Annotated in this window: 14 protein-coding genes and 1 pseudogene; 6 read left to right on the top strand and 9 right to left on the bottom strand. The window is 67.1% G+C overall.

Going from position 1 to position 16,379, the window contains the following annotated elements; translation table 11 throughout:
- Positions 1 to 101: 101 nt before the first annotated feature.
- Positions 102 to 272: a hypothetical protein gene (locus R9X41_RS11380; RefSeq protein WP_318634980.1), complete on the bottom strand. Its 171-nt coding sequence runs from the start codon at positions 270 to 272 to the stop codon at positions 102 to 104.
- 51 nt (positions 273 to 323) lie between these two features.
- Here R9X41_RS11380 and R9X41_RS11385 point away from each other — a divergent pair, with 51 nt between their 5' ends.
- Both R9X41_RS11385 and R9X41_RS11390 read left to right on the top strand, forming a co-directional pair.
- Positions 324 to 1,670, top strand: a complete 1,347-nt coding sequence (locus R9X41_RS11385; protein WP_318634981.1) for a CdiA family toxin C-terminal domain-containing protein — start codon at positions 324 to 326, stop codon at positions 1,668 to 1,670.
- Between the two features lie 18 nt (positions 1,671 to 1,688).
- Entirely contained in the window at positions 1,689 to 2,123 is a 435-nt protein-coding gene (locus R9X41_RS11390; protein ID WP_318634982.1) for a hypothetical protein, read from the top strand.
- A 246-nt stretch (positions 2,124 to 2,369) separates the two neighbouring features.
- Here the strand turns inward: R9X41_RS11390 and R9X41_RS11395 are convergent, their stop codons facing one another.
- Together R9X41_RS11395 and R9X41_RS11400 are read right to left on the bottom strand one after the other, a co-directional pair.
- On the bottom strand, positions 2,370 to 3,194 hold the full coding sequence (locus R9X41_RS11395) for an HAD family hydrolase (protein WP_318634983.1): 825 nt from the start codon (positions 3,192 to 3,194) through the stop codon (positions 2,370 to 2,372).
- Positions 3,195 to 3,571: 377 nt separating this feature from the next.
- Positions 3,572 to 5,128, bottom strand: coding sequence for a rhodanese-like domain-containing protein (locus R9X41_RS11400; RefSeq protein WP_318634984.1), 1,557 nt, complete (start codon positions 5,126 to 5,128; stop codon positions 3,572 to 3,574).
- Between the two features lie 190 nt (positions 5,129 to 5,318).
- On the opposite strand from R9X41_RS11400, the gene R9X41_RS11405 reads away from it, so the two are divergent.
- The gene (locus R9X41_RS11405; RefSeq protein ID WP_318634985.1) at positions 5,319 to 6,281 is read left to right on the top strand and encodes a fatty acid desaturase; all 963 of its coding nucleotides are present in this window, start codon (positions 5,319 to 5,321) and stop codon (positions 6,279 to 6,281) included.
- A 63-nt stretch (positions 6,282 to 6,344) separates the two neighbouring features.
- On the opposite strand, the pseudogene R9X41_RS11410 reads toward R9X41_RS11405, so the two are convergent.
- The 4 genes and pseudogenes from R9X41_RS11410 to R9X41_RS11425 form a co-directional block, all read right to left on the bottom strand.
- Positions 6,345 to 6,719, bottom strand: a pseudogene (locus R9X41_RS11410) (hypothetical protein); the annotation flags it as partial.
- A gap of 50 nt (positions 6,720 to 6,769) precedes the next feature.
- A complete protein-coding gene (locus tag R9X41_RS11415; RefSeq protein WP_318634986.1) occupies positions 6,770 to 7,855 on the bottom strand; it encodes an ABC transporter substrate-binding protein in 1,086 nt (361 codons plus the stop codon).
- Complete coding sequence (locus tag R9X41_RS11420) at positions 7,852 to 9,339, bottom strand: sensor histidine kinase (protein WP_318634987.1); 1,488 nt, start codon at positions 9,337 to 9,339, stop codon at positions 7,852 to 7,854. The genes R9X41_RS11415 and R9X41_RS11420 overlap by 4 nt, the downstream gene beginning before the upstream one ends.
- Positions 9,329 to 10,054 (bottom strand): response regulator, encoded by a 726-nt coding sequence (locus tag R9X41_RS11425; RefSeq protein WP_318634988.1) that lies wholly within the window; start codon positions 10,052 to 10,054, stop codon positions 9,329 to 9,331. Before R9X41_RS11425 ends, R9X41_RS11420 begins: the two co-directional genes overlap by 11 nt.
- A gap of 168 nt (positions 10,055 to 10,222) precedes the next feature.
- On the opposite strand from R9X41_RS11425, the gene R9X41_RS11430 reads away from it, so the two are divergent.
- Together R9X41_RS11430 and R9X41_RS11435 are read left to right on the top strand one after the other, a co-directional pair.
- Entirely contained in the window at positions 10,223 to 11,578 is a 1,356-nt protein-coding gene (locus R9X41_RS11430; protein ID WP_318634989.1) for a CitMHS family transporter, read from the top strand.
- Between the two features lie 328 nt (positions 11,579 to 11,906).
- On the top strand, positions 11,907 to 13,682 hold the full coding sequence (locus R9X41_RS11435; RefSeq protein WP_318634990.1) for a sugar-transfer associated ATP-grasp domain-containing protein: 1,776 nt from the start codon (positions 11,907 to 11,909) through the stop codon (positions 13,680 to 13,682).
- A 38-nt stretch (positions 13,683 to 13,720) separates the two neighbouring features.
- Here R9X41_RS11435 and R9X41_RS11440 read toward each other — a convergent pair whose 3' ends face one another.
- Both R9X41_RS11440 and R9X41_RS11445 read right to left on the bottom strand, forming a co-directional pair.
- Positions 13,721 to 14,713, bottom strand: coding sequence for a pyridoxamine 5'-phosphate oxidase family protein (locus R9X41_RS11440; protein ID WP_318634991.1), 993 nt, complete (start codon positions 14,711 to 14,713; stop codon positions 13,721 to 13,723).
- A gap of 21 nt (positions 14,714 to 14,734) precedes the next feature.
- Positions 14,735 to 15,364 carry a glutathione S-transferase family protein gene (locus R9X41_RS11445; RefSeq protein WP_318634992.1) on the bottom strand — a complete coding sequence of 210 codons (630 nt, stop codon included), beginning with the start codon at positions 15,362 to 15,364 and terminating at the stop codon, positions 14,735 to 14,737.
- Positions 15,365 to 15,469: 105 nt separating this feature from the next.
- On the opposite strand from R9X41_RS11445, the gene R9X41_RS11450 reads away from it, so the two are divergent.
- Complete coding sequence (locus tag R9X41_RS11450) at positions 15,470 to 16,375, top strand: LysR family transcriptional regulator (protein WP_318634993.1); 906 nt, start codon at positions 15,470 to 15,472, stop codon at positions 16,373 to 16,375.
- Positions 16,376 to 16,379 lie beyond the last annotated feature (4 nt).

Raw genomic sequence — 16,379 nt, forward strand, 5'->3', positions numbered from 1 at the left:
TTGCCAAGACGTGCCCAGGGACCACGCAAGGCATTATGCAAATGCATTCGACCCTTTAAATTAAAATCGCAGAAAACCGCAATCAGATATTTGCAATGTTGTTACAGCAAAGGCGAAAAATAATAATCGTTTAAAATACGACATTTCACAAACAAAAGTAGCACGGCCAGAACCGCAATCGTCCGGCCAGCGTGGGCGTGAGCTTCGGCACCAACGGCCTGCTGTTCAACGCCAGCGCCTTCGGGGGCCAGTGAGGCCGCAGCAGCGGTCATGCGGCCAGCACCACCACCAGTGGCGTCAGCGGCATCGCGGGCGACACCTCGGTGCGCACCGGCGACGACGCCAACGGCATCGAGAAAAAATTCGATGCGCAGAAAGTCCAGAAGGATGTAGCCGCCCAGGTCCAGATCACCGCCACCTTCGGCCAGCAGGCCGCCAAGGCCATCGGCGACTACGCGGATGCGAAGTACCGGGAGCTGAAGGACAGCGACCCCACCAAGGCGGCTAAGTGGGCCGAAGGTGGGAGCTACCGCGTGGCCGCGCATACGGTGCTCGGTGGCCTGACCGGCGGTGCAGCCGGCGCGGCGGGCGCCTTGACGAGCCAGGCCACGATCGATGTGGTGGCCAAGCAGATCGCGCAGCTTGACGTGCCGGACGCCGTTCGCTCGGCGCTGATCACCGGCGCGGGTGCGGCGATCGGCGCAGCGACCGGCGGCACGGCAGGCGCTGCCACCGCCTTCAACGCTACCGCCAACAACTACCTGCAGCACAGCACCAAGTGGCGCAGCAGCCAATGGGGTGCCTTCAAGGAAGAGCTCGCCCGCTGCAAGGTCACGCCCGACTGCTCCACCGATGCGGTCTATGCGAGGTGGACGGCCATCAGCAGCGATCAGCAACGCGACGCGATTGCCAGCATGGACGGGCTCTTTGGGCTGGACCCATCGGAGGCAGCCAAAGCTGGGGCTCACGCAGGTGCGGCCGCCGCCTCGATGAACGTCAACCCGGCAGATATCTGCTCGCCGGGGGATGCACGCTGCTATTCGTTCGTGCAGCAGCAGACGAACCAAGCAGCGACGGTGTTCAGGTATGGGTTGACGACAGCGCTGGCGACGGATTTGGTGGATCTCGGGGCCGGGAGAGGGGCGAATCCGCGGAAGACGTACGGCGAGACTTCGACGCCCGGTGCCACAAATGGGAAAGGCACGCCAGATTCGATGCTTGCGGAGGCTGACTTTGCCGGGCGGATTCCTACAAGAGGTGATCTGGAGAATCATCTGGTCAATCCGACTGTGTCGGGCAGGCAAATATCGGGCGGGCACAACATGAACAATTTTCAAAATACTCTTGATGGGGCTGGAGGAACGGTCATCTCAAAAAAGGAGGTGTCGCCAGGAATTTATGAAATAGAGTACTTCTTGCCAAAAGGAGCGGGCAAAGAACCTCAAATCAAAACCGTTTATGACCCATCGGTTTACAGTGACACCCAAATTATCGCCATGGCCAATGAGGCAGCAGCACGAGCACAAATAAATTTTCAGACAACTGGGATAAAAGACCAACATGTCCTCGTCAATGGCGTTAAATTTTTTACCCCGATAAAAATAAACGCAAAAACAGGAAAATTGATGGGAATACAAACAGCGTATCCAGTCGGTACAAGCAATCGGTAAAACCTTTGTAAGAGCCTTATGGTAAAAATTTTTATCGGCGATTATGTATCATTCGATCACGAAAAACAATCCAACGAAATATTGCCGCTGCTCGAGTGTCTTATTTATGCGATCACGCCAGGTCGTCCGTTAGATTATTTTCTAAAAAACATATTGGCAAATGGCTTCGGCCCGACAGGAGGTGATCCTGGTTGGAGTATTTCGTGGATTGAGGAGCCATCAGACGCCTTATACCCCGACGATTGGCAAAATTTTATGAATTCTCATGCAGGAGCGAGCGGTTGCTTTGAAGCATGGACCTACCAAAAAATAAGCATGCTCGACCCTTGTTATGCCTATTACGATAGGCATACCCTGATTTCCGAAGTGCAAGCCGCCCTCGAAAATATTAAACTCCGGCATCCCGATCGATCTCACGAAGTCGACAAAATCATCAAAGAGCTTTGCTCATGATTGTCGGCGTTTGGCGAAGCGCTTCAGCTCAACCGCCAGGTCAACGCCGGCCGGCAAGTCTCCATCCATAATATTTTTTTGCCCCACTTTATTGCTTGTTTAACCACGACTTGCTAAAAAATTTCCATCGTTGGCTTATTTAGGGATGGTCCGCAAAACCCACCTCGGCCACACGGCCGATCTGCCGGGCCGACGAGATGAGCCGGCAGCGGTCAAGTTTTGGCGTCCCGAGGCCATCGAATAGCGCTATTTGGACCGGCCCAAGCCCTTTTGGACTACGGCAGACACACTTATCCCCGCGTGACCATCACCCGCGCTCCCACTATTCACAGATTGCTCAACGCAAACAGCATCGTCAGCTGCGGCCGCCAAGTACGCAACCAACGATTCAAGCCCCGCACCAGCCCGCACGGCACCGACTACACCACTCAACTCATCAATCACCGCAACAGCCTCCGGCGCCGAAGCCCCCTCCCGCCGCAACCAGGCCACCTGCAAACCAGCCGCCCGCGCGGCTTCCACATCCATCTGCGGATGCCCGCCCACATGCAGCGCCTCGCCCGGCCGCACACCCAGCCGGACCAGCGCCTGCCGGAAGATCGCCGGATCGGGCTTTCGCACCCCGGCTTCCTCGGAGGCGAGCATGTCGTCCAGCCAGGGCCGCAGGCCGATGGCGTCGATCTTGGCGACCAATGTCGAGACCCGCGCGTTGCAGACGATCCCCAGCCGCAATCCGTGTGACTTGAGTGCCCGCAGCGTGGGCAGCGCGTCCGGCCGGGCCTGCGCATGGGCGAGGTAGCGCCGCTCGAACTCGTTGGCGAGACGGCGCGGGTGCAGCCGGCGGTGGCCGGCGTCCAAGCCGAACTCCCGTACCAACTGGCGGTAGACGGTCAGCCGGTCGAGGTGGCCCAGGCTTTCGAGCGCGATCATGCGGTCGAGATAAGGCTGCCGCAGCTCAGCCGGCACGAGGCCCTTGAGGTTCACGACCTGTTCGGCCGCGAGGCTGCGCACGGTCGCCAGGTGGTCGAACAGGGTGCCGTCCATGGCGAACAGCACGGCCCGGATCGGCATGGGCTGGGAAGACGTTCGGTCGACGCGCACCGTGCAAGTCGCAGAAGTCGCCAGTCAGCTGCAGGAGCGACAGCTCACACCATCCAATGGGCGCCGGTCGCGTCGGCGTGCGACGCGTTTCGGCACATAGCCGTGCGGCGCCCACCGAGCAAGGGCGCGGGGCGATTCGCGGCGCACTTTCCAGGCCTGTGCAGTCGTCCGGATGACGGCCTGCGCCTGGCTTCGCGGGTCGGCGTCTCGATGAAGCATGGAGCGATCCTGTAGGGGCTGAAACCGGAGCGCCAGTGTGCGAGTGCGTGCGGCTCGACGGAAGGATCGAAATCGCCATTGGATATGCGTTTGCCGTCGATGCAGCGAGGGCGCGGAAGGCCGGGAGGTCAATCGAAGAAACGGAAGCGCACGGTGGGATCCCGGGCGATGCGATCGGCCACGCCGCGCTCCCAGCGCAGGTAGGCATGCCAGCCGGCGGCACGGTCGGGACCGGCATGGCGCATGACGGAGCCGAAGTCGTCGTCGAACGGGCTCAGCAGCTGGTGCGGCTGGAAGTGCGCTTCCAGCGGCAGGGCCGAGGCCTTCCAGGCCGTGGTGCCGCCGCGCAGCCATCGCGCGCCGGTGTCGCGTGCGGCCAGCCTCGCCGACGCGCCGTCGGCGGAGGTGAAGACCACGGTTCGGTCGGAGGCGATGAGCGCGTCGGCGGGCGCCAGCGATGCGGGCAGCAGGTAGAAGGCGCCGGGGATATGGCCGGATTCATAGTCGGCGCTGGAAGCGAGGTCGACGACATGGGCGCGTCCGGTGGCGAGCAGCGCTTGCAGCGCGGCGGCGTCGAGCGCGTGTTCGTCGTCCGGCGGCGGAGGTTCGACCGGGTCGCACGGCGGCGCGGGGCCTTCGAGCACGAAGACCTCGCACTGGTTGAACTGCGTGAGCCAGAAGGCGGTGACTGCGGCGCGCAGGCCGTGCGGCTCGTCTATCAGCACCACGCGCGCGCCGCGGGTGCCGACGAGGGTCTCGACATGCATCAGCAACTGGCCGCCCGCCACGCGGCGCGCGCCGCCAGCGGGGTGGAGGGCGGAGGGGCCCGCCGGGCGCAGGTCGAAGAGATAGAGGCTGCGGGTCGCGTTCGCGCGAAAGGCCTGCAGATCTTCGGGGGTGATGCGTTGCAGGCCGTAGCGCGACACCAGCGTGTCGGCCCGTCGGCGCAGCAGGGCAGGGGAGGCGGCCGGCAGGTCGTCCGGCGGGGCAGCGTCGCGTTCGACCGGCGAGCCGCGCAGGTTCCAGGCCATCACGCCGTCTTCCACGAACGCGACATGGCCGGCACCCAGCAGGCGCAGGGTGGTCGCGCCGATGATGCCGCGCGTGCGGCTGAAGCAGTGCACGGCCCACAGGGCGTCGGGCTCGGCGGGCGATGGCCACTGGCGCAGTGCCGCCTCGGTGCCAGGGTAGTTGCGGGCGCCGGCGATGGTCAGGAAGGCATGCTCGTCGGCCGGTCGCACGTCGACCACGATCGTGGGCCGGAGGTCGGCCAGCCGGGCCGCGAGTTCGTCGTGCGCCACGGTCGGCGTGCGGTAGTGGCGGCGCGCCAGGTCACCGAAGGACTTGATGAGCGCGCCGTAGCCGTCGATGGTCGGCAGCGACTCGGCCTGCCAGGCGGCCAGGCCGCCTCGGAGGCGGCGTACGTCGGTCCAGCCCACGCGCGACAGCAGGGCATGCGCGCGGTCGGCGGGGCCGCCCGGCACGTCCCCCTCGTCGTAGACCACGACCGGCGTATCGCGACGCGGCACGAAGGCGGGTATCTGCAGTTCCAGGCTGCTCAGCGGCGCGTGGCGCGCCAGGGCGATGTGCGCGCCGAAGGCCTGCCGGGCTTCGCGCACATCGAGCAGGGCGATCTCGTCGTCTTGCAACAGCAGCATTCGCAGGGCTTCGGGGGAAATGGGCATCCGGGCAATCTACTGCGCCGGGCGCGCCGGGTCGAAAGACGGTTTGGTCATATCCGCATGCGGTATGGGCGCAAGGCCTGTCGGCCGAACGCACCTAGCATGGGCTCGTCTCCTTCAGTTGAATGCCGGCCTTCCACCAGGAGGGTCGGCTCTTTTTTTTGCGGGAACACTTGGATACGGGACTGTCTTGATGAACCCTGTCGCATCCACCGCCGCGCCAGCCAATACCTTGCGCCACCCCAGGTCATCGCAACGCGCTGCGGCCGCCTGGTGGCGCCGCTGCGAGGCGCCGACTGTCGTGCTTGCCCTGGCGTTCTACCCGGCCTGGGCGGCGTTGCTGTGGTGGCATGCGAGCCTGCCGGGCTGGCTGCTGTTCGCCATGGGGGGCTATGTGGCGCAGCTGCATTTTTCGCTGCAGCACGAGAGCATCCATGCCATGCGCGGCATGCCGCGCTGGCTGCGTCTGGTGCTGGTGTGGCCGCCGGTCAATCTGTGGCTGCCGTACCCGCTCTATGTGAGCGGGCACAGCAGCCACCATGTCAATTTTCATCTGACGCATCCCCGCCGGGACACCGAAAGCGCTTACCACTCGGCGCAGGCGTGGCACGACTACGGCCGGTGGCGGCGCATGGTTTATGTGGCCAACCAGACGCTGGCCTTTCGCATGCTCCTCGGGCCTTTCCTGCGCATCCACCGCCTGCTGGCCGATGAAACGCGGCGCGTGGCGCGGCGCGATTTCACGCATGTGCCGGCCTGGGTATGGCATGCGGTGAGCGTGGCGCCGCTGCTGTGCTTCGTGACCGTGGTCTGCGACATGCCGTTCTGGAAGTACCTGCTGTTCTTCGTCTATCCCGCGATGATGCTCGGCAACCTGCGCAGCTTCACCGAGCACCGCTGGAGCGAATCGCCGCACGCGCGGGTGGCGATCGTGGAGTCCAACGCGGTGATGGGCCTGCTGTTTCTGTTCAACAACCTCCACCACGTGCACCACCGGGCGCCGACCATGCCGTGGTACGAGATTCCGGGCTACTTCCGGCGCCACCGCACCGAAGTGCTCGCGGCCAACGGCAATTTCTATTGGCGCGGCTACGGGCAGATCGCCCGGCGGCATCTCTTCAGGCCGGTGTTCCGGCCGGTGCATCCGGTTTGGTGAAGGCTCCGAAAACAAATAAGCCCGGAGTCGACTCCGGGCTTTTTGCGTGGAGGCTGCTGCGAATTACTTGCCGACCTTCAGCACGCCGCCACGGCCCAGGCCGCCCTTGACTTCCTGCGCCTTGTAGTTGCGCAGCGAGACCACCATGCTGTTGTACGAGTCGACGAAAGCGGCGACCGTGGCCTTTCCTTCAGGCGTACGCGAGAAGCCGCTCAGGCCCGCCGCACCGGCGCCGCCGAACGCGCTGGCCGCCGCACCGAAGTTGGTCGCGGTGGAGTTGCCTTCGGAGATGGCGATCTGCACGCCCGAGCGGATGTCGAACAGCGACATCGTGACCACCGACGACTTGGATTCGAGCGCTCCGGCCAAAAAGCCCAGGCCGCCACCGAACCGGCTGCCGAGCGACGACGCCATTTTTCCGGTCGAGTCGTTGTCCACGCTGAAAATCCGCTCGACGCAGTTCACATAAGGTTTTTACAAGTAACCCGTTAGCCTGCGTGCGGCAGCAAGGCTCTCCAGGCTTCCAGAAACCGGGTTCGTTTCAGCCTGTCCTGGTAGACCAGCAACCCCGGCCCCAGCGGCACCGGGCGCAAGGCTCCGGCGGGCGGTGCGCCGAGCCCGATCTCGGCGCGGATCGGCAGGATGTGGGCCTGCTGCTCCAGCACACCCTGACCGCGTGCCGAGAGCAGGTAGTCGAGAAAGCGGCGCGCCTGCTCCGGGTTCGGCGCGGTGCGCGGCACCAGCGCGGTTCGGCTGATCAGCAGCGTGTATTCCTTGGGCATGACCATGCCGATCGGCGCGCCGGCGGCGATGCGTGCCTGCACATAGGCGCCGGGTACGTTGTAGCCCAGGGCCAGTTCGCCGCGTTCGATGCCGTCGAGCAGCGTGCCGGCGTGGCCGACCCAGTGGGCGTGGTTGTCGGCCATGGCGGCGAGGAGGGCGCCGGCGTTGTCGTCGAAACGGGCGTCCTGCGTGGCGGCGAGGTAGCCGATGCCGCTGACGGCCAGGTCGTAGCTGCCGACCCGGCGGTCCAGCGGCCGGGCGGGGTCACGCAGCATCTGCAGCAGCTGGCGTCGTGTGGCGGGCGCGGTGGCCGGCGTGAAACGACGGGCGTCGTAGGCGATCACCAAAGGCTCGGCGCTGAAGCCGAAGACCTCGTCGCGCCAGCGCGCCCATGGCGGCAGCGCGGCGGTTTCGGCGGACTGGTGGGGCAGGGTGTGGCCGTCGTTGGCCAGTTGCACCTGCAGGTCCATGCTGCTGCTGACCAGCAAGTCGGCGCCGCCCGGCGTGCCGGTTCGCGTGGCCTGGCGGAACAGGCCCTGCGTGGAGAACTCCTCGTAGCGGATCGCCACACCGGGCGCCAGCCGCTGATAGTCGCGCAGCACCGGAGCGAAGACCGGCAGGTCGGTCGATCCGACGATGGACAGCTGCGAGGTCGCGGTGGCCAGTGCGGGCAGCAGCAAGGGGTTGCCCGGGTCTTCGGCCGCAGCGGCTCGCGCGAAGGGCTGCAGCAGGGATGCGGTGGCGATCAGTGTCTGCCGCCGGCGCCGGGACGGCGGTGGGTGAAGGTTCATGGCGAAGCCTCGGCGGTGACTGCAGTGGCGCAGGCCGCAGGAAAATCCAGCCGCACGATCAGCCCGCCGCCCGGGCGCGGCAGCAGCGTGATGGCGCCGTCGTGGCTGTCGACCACCTTATGCACGATGGCCAGGCCCAGGCCGGCACCGCCGGGCGCGGCGCCTTTGCCTCGGCCGAAGCGGTCGAAGACCAGCGCCATCTCTTCCGGAGCGATGCCCGGGCCCCGATCGGCCACGCTCACCGACCAGGCGAATGGCGGCGCTGCGGCTTCCACCCGCACGCTGATTTCCGCAGGATCCTCGGCACGGCCGGCAGGAACGCCATGGCTCAAGGCGTTGTCGACGAGGTTCTTCAGCGCCTCGCGCAGCATGAGCGCGTCGCCCGACAGCGGCGCGGTTTCGGTGTCCGCATGCCAATGCACCTGCGGTCGCGGCTCGGCGCGCGGCACGGCTTCGTGCAGGGCCTCGCGCGCCACGCGCACCAGGTCGACCGGCCCGAAATGCTGGAGCGTGCCGCGATGGACCACGGTGGCGTCGGCCAGCAGCTGATTGAGCAGCCGGGTCAGCTGCGCGGCGTTGCGCTCCACGGCCAGCAGGCCGCGATGCTGTTCGGCGGCATCGGGCTCGTCGAGCGCCATCTGCGCCTGCGCGCGCAAGGCGGCCAGCGGCGTGCGCATCTGGTGGGCCGCGTCGGCGATGAAGACGCGCAAGGTGTCGAGGTTGTTCGCCAGCCGTGCCATGAAACGGTTGAGGGCGGTGACGGCGCTGGCCATTTCAGCGGGCACGGCGGTGGCGATGGGGTGCAGGTCGGAGGCGTCGCGCGCGCCGATCTCGGCCTGCAGCCGGGTGAGCGGCCGCAGCGCACGGCGCACGCTCCACCACGTCAGGCCCAGCGCGGCCACGATGAGCAGGGCGATGGCCGAGGTGGCGGTGCGGGTGATGTCGTCTGCCACCGCGTCGCGCGCGCGCCGGGTCTGGCCGACCTGCAGCCAGGCCCGCTCCTGGGGCGGCGTGCCGGCCACCCAGCGGCCGGCCAGGGCGAAGCGGGTGGATTCGCCCCGGTAGTCGGCGTCGAAGAAGACGGGGCTGTCGGTCAGCTGTTTCTCCAGGCGCGCACGCAGCGCCGGCGGGGCGGCGGGCAGGTCGTCGTAACCGGTGACCAGGGCGCCGTCCGGGCTGCGCAGGCTGTAGAAGACACGGTCGTCGGGCGCCATGGCCAGCATGTCGAGGGCGGCGTAGGGCAGGTCCATGTCCCACTGGCCGTCGGCCACGCCCACGGTGTCGCTCATGGCCAGGATGGAAGCGGCGATCAGGCGGTCGAAGGACAGGTCGGCGGCGCGCTGACCATACAGGCGCGCGGCGAAGGCCAGGACGACCGTGGCGCAGACGAACATGGTCACCAGGTAGGCGAGCAGCCGGCCGCGGATGGTGCCGCGCGCGATGGCGTCCGTGCCCGGCAGGGCGGGCGCGGATTCAAGGGCCAAGCTCTGCTCCGTCGTCGGCCTGGCGGTCGGTGCTGCCGTCCGCATCGTCTGCCATGGCTTCGGCCAGGTAGCCGATGCTGCGCACGGTGGTGATGCGCACCGGCCCCTCGCCGAGCTTCTTGCGCAGGCGGCCCACGTAGAGGTCGATGGCGTTGGAGCCGGCTTCGTCGTCGAAGCTGAACAGCTTGGCGGCGATCTCGTCGCGTCGCACCACCCGGCCGAGCCGCCCGACCAGGATGTCGAGCAGGCTGTATTCGCGGTTGGGCAGGTCGAGGCGCACACCGTCCAGCGTCACGCGGCGGGCGGCGCTGTCGATCACCAGACCGCCGATGCGCTGTACCGATTCGACCTGGCCCTGCTTGCGCCGCAAGAGGGCGCGGCAGCGGGCTTCGAACTCGCGGAAGTCAAAGGGTTTGCCGAGGTAGTCGTCGGCGCCGCTGTCGAGCGCGGCGACGCGGTCCTCGATGTCGGCGCGGGCGGTGAGCATGAGCACCGGCGTCTTGTCGCCGCGCTCGCGCATGCGCGCCAGGATCTCGGTGCCGTTCATGCGCGGCAGGCCGATGTCGAGCACCACCAGGTCGAACGCGTGGTGTTCGAGCAGGCTGTCGGCGGCCTGGCCGTCGGACTGCCAGTCGGCCGCATGCCCCATGCGGCGCAGGCAACGGAGCACGGCGTCGGCAAGGTCCGGGGTGTCTTCCACGAAAAGGACGCGCATCAGCTCCGGCCCTTTACGTGTTTCTGCGTATGGGGTTTGTCCCAGGGCGGGGTGACAGACGGACGACAGACTGGATTTTTAACGTCCCGGGTTTTCGTCGTCCGGCGAGTGCGCAGTGGCACCGGCGGCATTTCAGGAGACTCCCCGCATGAAAGAGCAAGGCACCGCATGTTGACCATTCTCGGCTTCGGCATGGTGATCGCGTTCATGTTTCTCATCATGACCAAGCGCCTTTCGCCGCTGGTCGCATTGACTCTCGTACCCATCGTGTTCGCCCTGCTCGGCGGCTTCCATGCCGGCCTGGGCCCAATGATGCTGGACGGCATCAAGAAGATCGCGCCGACCGGCATTCTGCTGATGTTCGCGATTCTCTACTTCGGCGTGATGATCGACGCCGGGCTGTTCGACCCGATCGTGAACTTCATCCTGCGCCTGGTGAAGGGCGACCCGCTGAAGATCGTGGTGGGCACGACCGTGCTGGCACTGGTGATCTCGCTCGACGGCGACGGTTCCACCACCTACATGATCACCGTGGCGTCGATGCTGCCGCTCTACAAGCGGCTGAAGATGAACCCGCTCAACCTGACCTGCGTGGCGCTGATCGCCAGCGGCCTGATGAATCTCACCCCCTGGGGCGGCCCCACCGCGCGGGCCGCCAGCGCCCTGCACGTGGACGTGGGCGACGTGTTCGTGCCCCTGGTCGGCCCGATCGCGATGGCCATCGTCGGGCTGCTGGCCGTGTCGGTCTGGCTGGGTTTGAAGGAGCGTCGGCGGCTGGGCTATTCGCTGCTGACCGGCAACGCGGCCGGCATGCCGGCGCAGGTGAATTCGAGCATCACCGACGACGAGGGCGACCGCCATCTGCCGCCGGACGAGACCGGCGACGAAGACGTGCGCCGCCCTAGATTGCGCCTGGTGAATGCGGCGCTCACGCTGGTGCTGATGGTGGGCCTGGTGGTGGGGCTGCTGCCGCTGCCGGTGCTGTTCATGATCGGTTATTCGGTCGCGCTGATGATCAACTACCCCGATCTCGCCGAGCAGCGCCGCCGCCTGTCCAACCACGCCGGCAACGCGCTGGCGGTGGTGTCGCTGATCTTCGCAGCCGGTATCTTCACCGGCATCCTGTCGGGCACCGGCATGGTCGAGGCGATGTCGCGCAGCCTGTTGGCGGTGATCCCGAACGCGATGGGGCCGTATTTCGCGCCGATCACCGCCGTGATCAGCATGCCCTTCACCTTCTTCATGTCGAACGACGCGTTCTACTTCGGCGTGCTGCCGATCCTGACCGAGGCTGCCAGCCAGTACGGCGTGAGCGCGGTGGAAATGGCGCGCGCCTCGCTGGTCGGCCAGCCGGTGCACCTGCTGAGCCCGCTGGTGCCGTCGACCTACCTGCTGGTGGGATTGGCCGGTGTCGACTTCGGCGACCACCAGCGCTTCACGCTCAAGTGGGCGGTGCTGGTGTCGCTGGTGCTGATGGCAGCCTGCATCGCGTTCGCGATCTTTCCACTGATCGCGTCGAAGTAGGCACGGCTCCGGCGGTCCGGTTCGGCCGTTGCGGCTGATGCTTCACGGTTGCAGGACGACTCGCTGCGCTGAGCAAGGGCTCCGATCCGGTTGCCGCCCGAGGGCCTCGGGACGGTGTTCATCGAGCGCGCACCTTCGGCGGTTGTCGGGTTTTTCGATCGGCGCGTGGTCTTGCCGCAGCAGGCGGAATGCCGCGTGAAAGGGGGCCGAACGGGCCGGGGATGGTTCAGGTCATGCGCAGCTTGTCTGGCTAGAGTGCCGCGGACCCCGTACTTCCCCACCTCCCGGACCCGCGATGCACGACCGAACCAAAAGCTTTCGCCGGGGCATGTCGACCCCCGCCATCGTCGCACTCGCCTGGGTTGGCGCGTTCGCCGCGGCGACCGGATTCGCACAGCACTGGAGCCGCCGTCCGGCCTGGCATATCGATTCGGCGGTGCATGTCACCTCGGTCCTGGCGGTCGTGACGGGCCTGTGCTGGACGCTCTTCCAGCTGGTGCAGCAGCGCCCCGGTGGCCGTGAGCGCCTGCGCTGGACCTGGGCCTGCTGGTCGATGTTGCTGCTGGCGGCACTGCAGGCCACCGACTGGCTGGTGGGCAACGGCGTGCTCACCGACGACTGGCTGATCGACCTGCCTTTGTGGATGGCCTCGACGCTGCTGGTGCGGCGGGTGCTGGCGCAGGGCCGGGAGCGGCGCGGCGCGTCGCAACTCTGGTGGCTGGCGGTGGGACTGCAGTACGTGTTCATCGTCTGCGATCTGCTGAAGGGCCGATCGGTCTGGATGCTGTCGGCGCACCACCTGCTGTCGATCGCGGAGTGGGGCGAGCTGCTCACCATCGAGTGCTTCGTGGGGGCGCTCGTCGTCGCAGGGGCCGGATCGGCGAAGGCCGAGGCCGGCTGGTCGAGGCCGGCGCTCGCCGTGGGCGCGGAGGCGCGTCGCCTCTACGAGCGGGCGCACCTGTTTCGCAAGGCGATCTATCCGGGGTCGCGGCTGGCGTTCTGGCCAGGGCTGCGCGAGGCCTTCGTCATCGTGGGCAGCATCGGCCTGGTCGCCGTGCTGGGGGGCGCTGCGTTTCGAGCCTCCGGCCGGAGCCGCCGGGCGCAACTGGCCGACCTGTGGACGCTGACGCTTCGCGACGGCTTCGATCCGCTCGCGTACTACTTCCAGGAGCTCTACCAGCCGGGAGGGCGCGCCGAGGCGGGCCACTACCTCTCACGCTGCGAGACCAAGAACGGCTTGTTGTTCGTGCTCAACAACCTGCGTGCGTCGCCCCACGGGCCGCTGGAGATGAAGGACAAGGCCTTGTTCGCCGATTGCGGCCGGCGGGCCGGCCTGCCGGTGCCGCCCACGCTGCTGCAGTTCAGCGATGGCGAAGTGGCGTGGACGGTTTCGCGCGACCAGCTCGACCGCGATCTCTTCTGCAAGCAACGCCTGGGTCGCGGCGCGCGGGGCGCGGCCGCTTTCCGCCGCATCGCGCCCTTCCTATGGCGCGACCGGCAGGGTGTGGAAAGAGGGCTCGACGACCTGGTGCAGCACCTGCGAACACTCAGTCGCAAGGCGCCCTTGATCGTGCAACCCTTGCTGCGCAACCACGGTGAACTGGCCGATCTCGCGGAGCAGTCGCTGGTGACGATCCGCGTGCTGACCTGCCTGGATGCCCACCACCAGCCGGTCGTCACCCACGGACTGCTGCGCATCCTGTCCAAGCTCGAACCCCGCTGGCAACGCAGGGCCGAATACGGCGTGCCGATCGGCCTGGAAAGCGGCCGGCTCGGATCCATGACCAGCGACCGCATGGGCGACTGCGGCATTCGCTACGCCCACCATCCCGTCACCGGGCGCGCCGTGGAAGGGCGCGTGCTGCAAAACTGGCCCGGCATCCAGGCGCTGGCGCTGGAGGCGCACCGGGCGTTCGCGCACCGGATCCTGATCGGCTGGGACATCGCGATGACCGATGACGGCCCGGTGCTGCTCGAAGGCAACGTCAACCTCGACGTCACCTTTCCCCAGCAAGCCTACCGGCAGGCGATCGGTCGCAGCCCGCTGGGGCCGCTTTTGCAGCATCACCTGGCGGTGTTGGCGCGGTCGGAGAACGTCGATTAAGGCGCTCGCTTTCGGCGGCCATCTAACGCGCCGGCGCGCTACGCCCGACCGGCAGGCCAGCTTCCGGTGAGCGCCACGTGGGGCGAGGCGCCGCCCGGCAGTTCGTCCCACCGCAGCGGCAGGCCCGCCGGTCGGTGCACCACCTGGCGCGGCACGAAACGCCACAAGCGCTCGGCGCCCTGGAAGACGGCGATGTCCGGCGAATCCAGGATGACCTCCACATCACCGGTCATCTGCAGCAGGTCGCCGTTGGCGTAGTCGACGAACAGCAGGCCGGCCTTCGGATTCAGCACGAAGTTGCCGAGCGTGTTGAAGAAGAAGTTGCCGTTGAACTCGGGGACCGTCAGGCCACCGTCGGCGTCGAGCCGCACGAATCCCGGCTTGCCGCCCCGGTGCGACACATCGACCTGGCGCCGGCCGTCGGCACTGTCCTTGCCCTCGACATACGAGGCGACGAACAGCGTGTCGGCCCGGGCGATCAGGCGGCGCGCCTTTTCGTCGAGACCCGCGATGGCGACCGGAGCGTATGGCGACGGCTGGCCGGCCGGCCGCGTCGGCACCCAGGACCGGTTGGTGATGTAGCGCGGGCAGGCGCCGAAGCTCTGCTCGACCTCGACCTGGAATCGACCGGCTCCCGGCTCACGGACGATGGTGCCGTTCAGGCGATTGCGGCGCCGTGTCATCGGGTCGATGCCCAGCAGGCCGATCGAGTCGCGGTCTTCCAGGCCCGCGTCGGCCGGGTCGTGCGCATCGCGGGCCGCATCGACGACCAGGTGACGTTCGTCCGGTGCATGCAGGAAACCGGGAACTCCGGCGCGCATCGTTGCCCAGACATCGCCGCTGCCGTCGACCGTGCCCAGCACGACGAAGGGCAGCATCGGGAAGAACTCGCGGTGCTGTTCGGGCATGGCCCGGCGGATGAACTTGCTGCCGATCATGGCCATGCGGTCGAGCGAGCCGGCGCTGCGCTGCAGGGCGAGTTCTCCCGCATGCCAGGGCGAGCCGGTGTCGAGTGGGTGGGTGGCAGACATGGCGTATCTCCGGCGAAGTTTTCAGGCGTCCAGGCCTGCGGGCGTCTTCTGGAAAGGCACGAAGCCGGGCAGGGCCTCCACCCGCGCCAGCCAGGCGCGGATGCGGGGGTAGGGCGCCAGGTCCACGCGGCCTTCCGGTGCGCGGGCGGTGTAGCTGTAGAGCGCCACGTCGGCGATGGTCGGGGTCGTCGCGACACCGGTCGCTGCCGCGGCGATCCAGTCTCGCCCCTCCAGCGTCTGCTCCATGCGGGCGAAGATCGTGTGCGCCCGGGCGATGACTTCTTCTGCTCGGTGCGAGGAGTTGAAGACCGTGATCAGCCGCGCCGCGGCCGGCCCGTAGGCCAGTTCGCCGGCCGCCACCGACAGCCAGCGCTGGACGCGCGCCGCGCCCGCCGCGTCCTCGGGCAGCCAGTCGGTGCGGCCGAGCTTCTTGGCCAGGTAGACCAGGATCGCGTTCGAGTCGCCGACGATGGTGCCGTCGTCGTCGAGCACCGGCACCTGGCCGAAAGCGTTGAGGGCGAGGAAGGCCGCGCTCTTGTGGGCGCCTCCCGCCAGATCCACGTCGACGAGCTCGTGCGGCACGTTCAGCAGCGACAGCAGCAGGCGTGCCCGGTGGGCGTGGCCGGAGAGCGGAAAGTGGTAGAGCTTCATGAACGGGCTTCGTGGTGTGGCAGACAGGAGGCATTCTGATAATTTCCCCGATAGATGAGAATCCTGAGAATCTAGAATCCGCCATTCCAGAAATCGGAATGGTGAATGGACAAATTGCAGTGCATGGCGGTCTTCGTGAAGGTCGCGGAAGTGGGCAGTTTTGCGGCGGCAGCGCGCAAGCTGCTGATGAGCCCTCCGGCCGTGACACGGGCTGTCGCCATGCTCGAAGAAGCCGTCGGCGCGCGCCTGCTGCTGCGCACCACCCGGTCGGTCAAGCCCACCGAGGCCGGTGCCCGCTACCTCGAAGACTGCCGCCGGATCCTGCTGGAGGTCGATGAGGCCGACGCGGGCGCCGCCGGCGACCACGCCGCCCCGAGCGGCATGCTCACCGTGACGGCATCGGTGCGTTTCGGCGCGATGCATGTGCTGCCGATCCTCACGGAGTACCTGGATCGCTATCCGACGATGACCGGGCAGGCGCTGTTTCTCGACCGCAATACCAACCTGGTCGAAGAAGGCATCGACGTGGCGGTTCGCATCGGGCACCTGCCTTCGTCGGGCTACCACGCCGTGAAGGTGGGCGCGGTGCGCCGGGTGGTTTGTGCGTCACCCGCTTACCTGGCGCGGTCTGGCCGGCCGCGGCAGCCGGGCGATCTGGCCGGGCACCGGATCATCGCGGCGGTCGGCGCCTGGACATCGCTCGAATGGCGCTTCGGGCAGGGCCGGCAGGAAAGCATCACCGTCCGTCCGCGCCTGTTCTGCAATACCAACGAAGCCGCGATCGCCGCCGCATTGGAAGGCTGGGGCATCACGCGGGTGCTGTCCTACCAGGTCGTGGCGGACGTCCGGGCCGGGCGGCTGGAGATCGTGCTGCCGGAGTTCGAAGAGCCGCCGCTGCCGGTGCATGTCGTGCATGCGGAAGGACGCCGGGTGACGGCAAAGGCCCGCGCGTTCATCGATCTGGCAGTCGATCGCCTGAGGGCCAACCCGGCGCTGGAACACCTCGACTGAGCGC

The sequence above is a fragment of the Xylophilus sp. GOD-11R genome (assembly GCF_033546935.1).
Classification (GTDB): Bacteria; Pseudomonadota; Gammaproteobacteria; order Burkholderiales; family Burkholderiaceae_C; genus Xylophilus.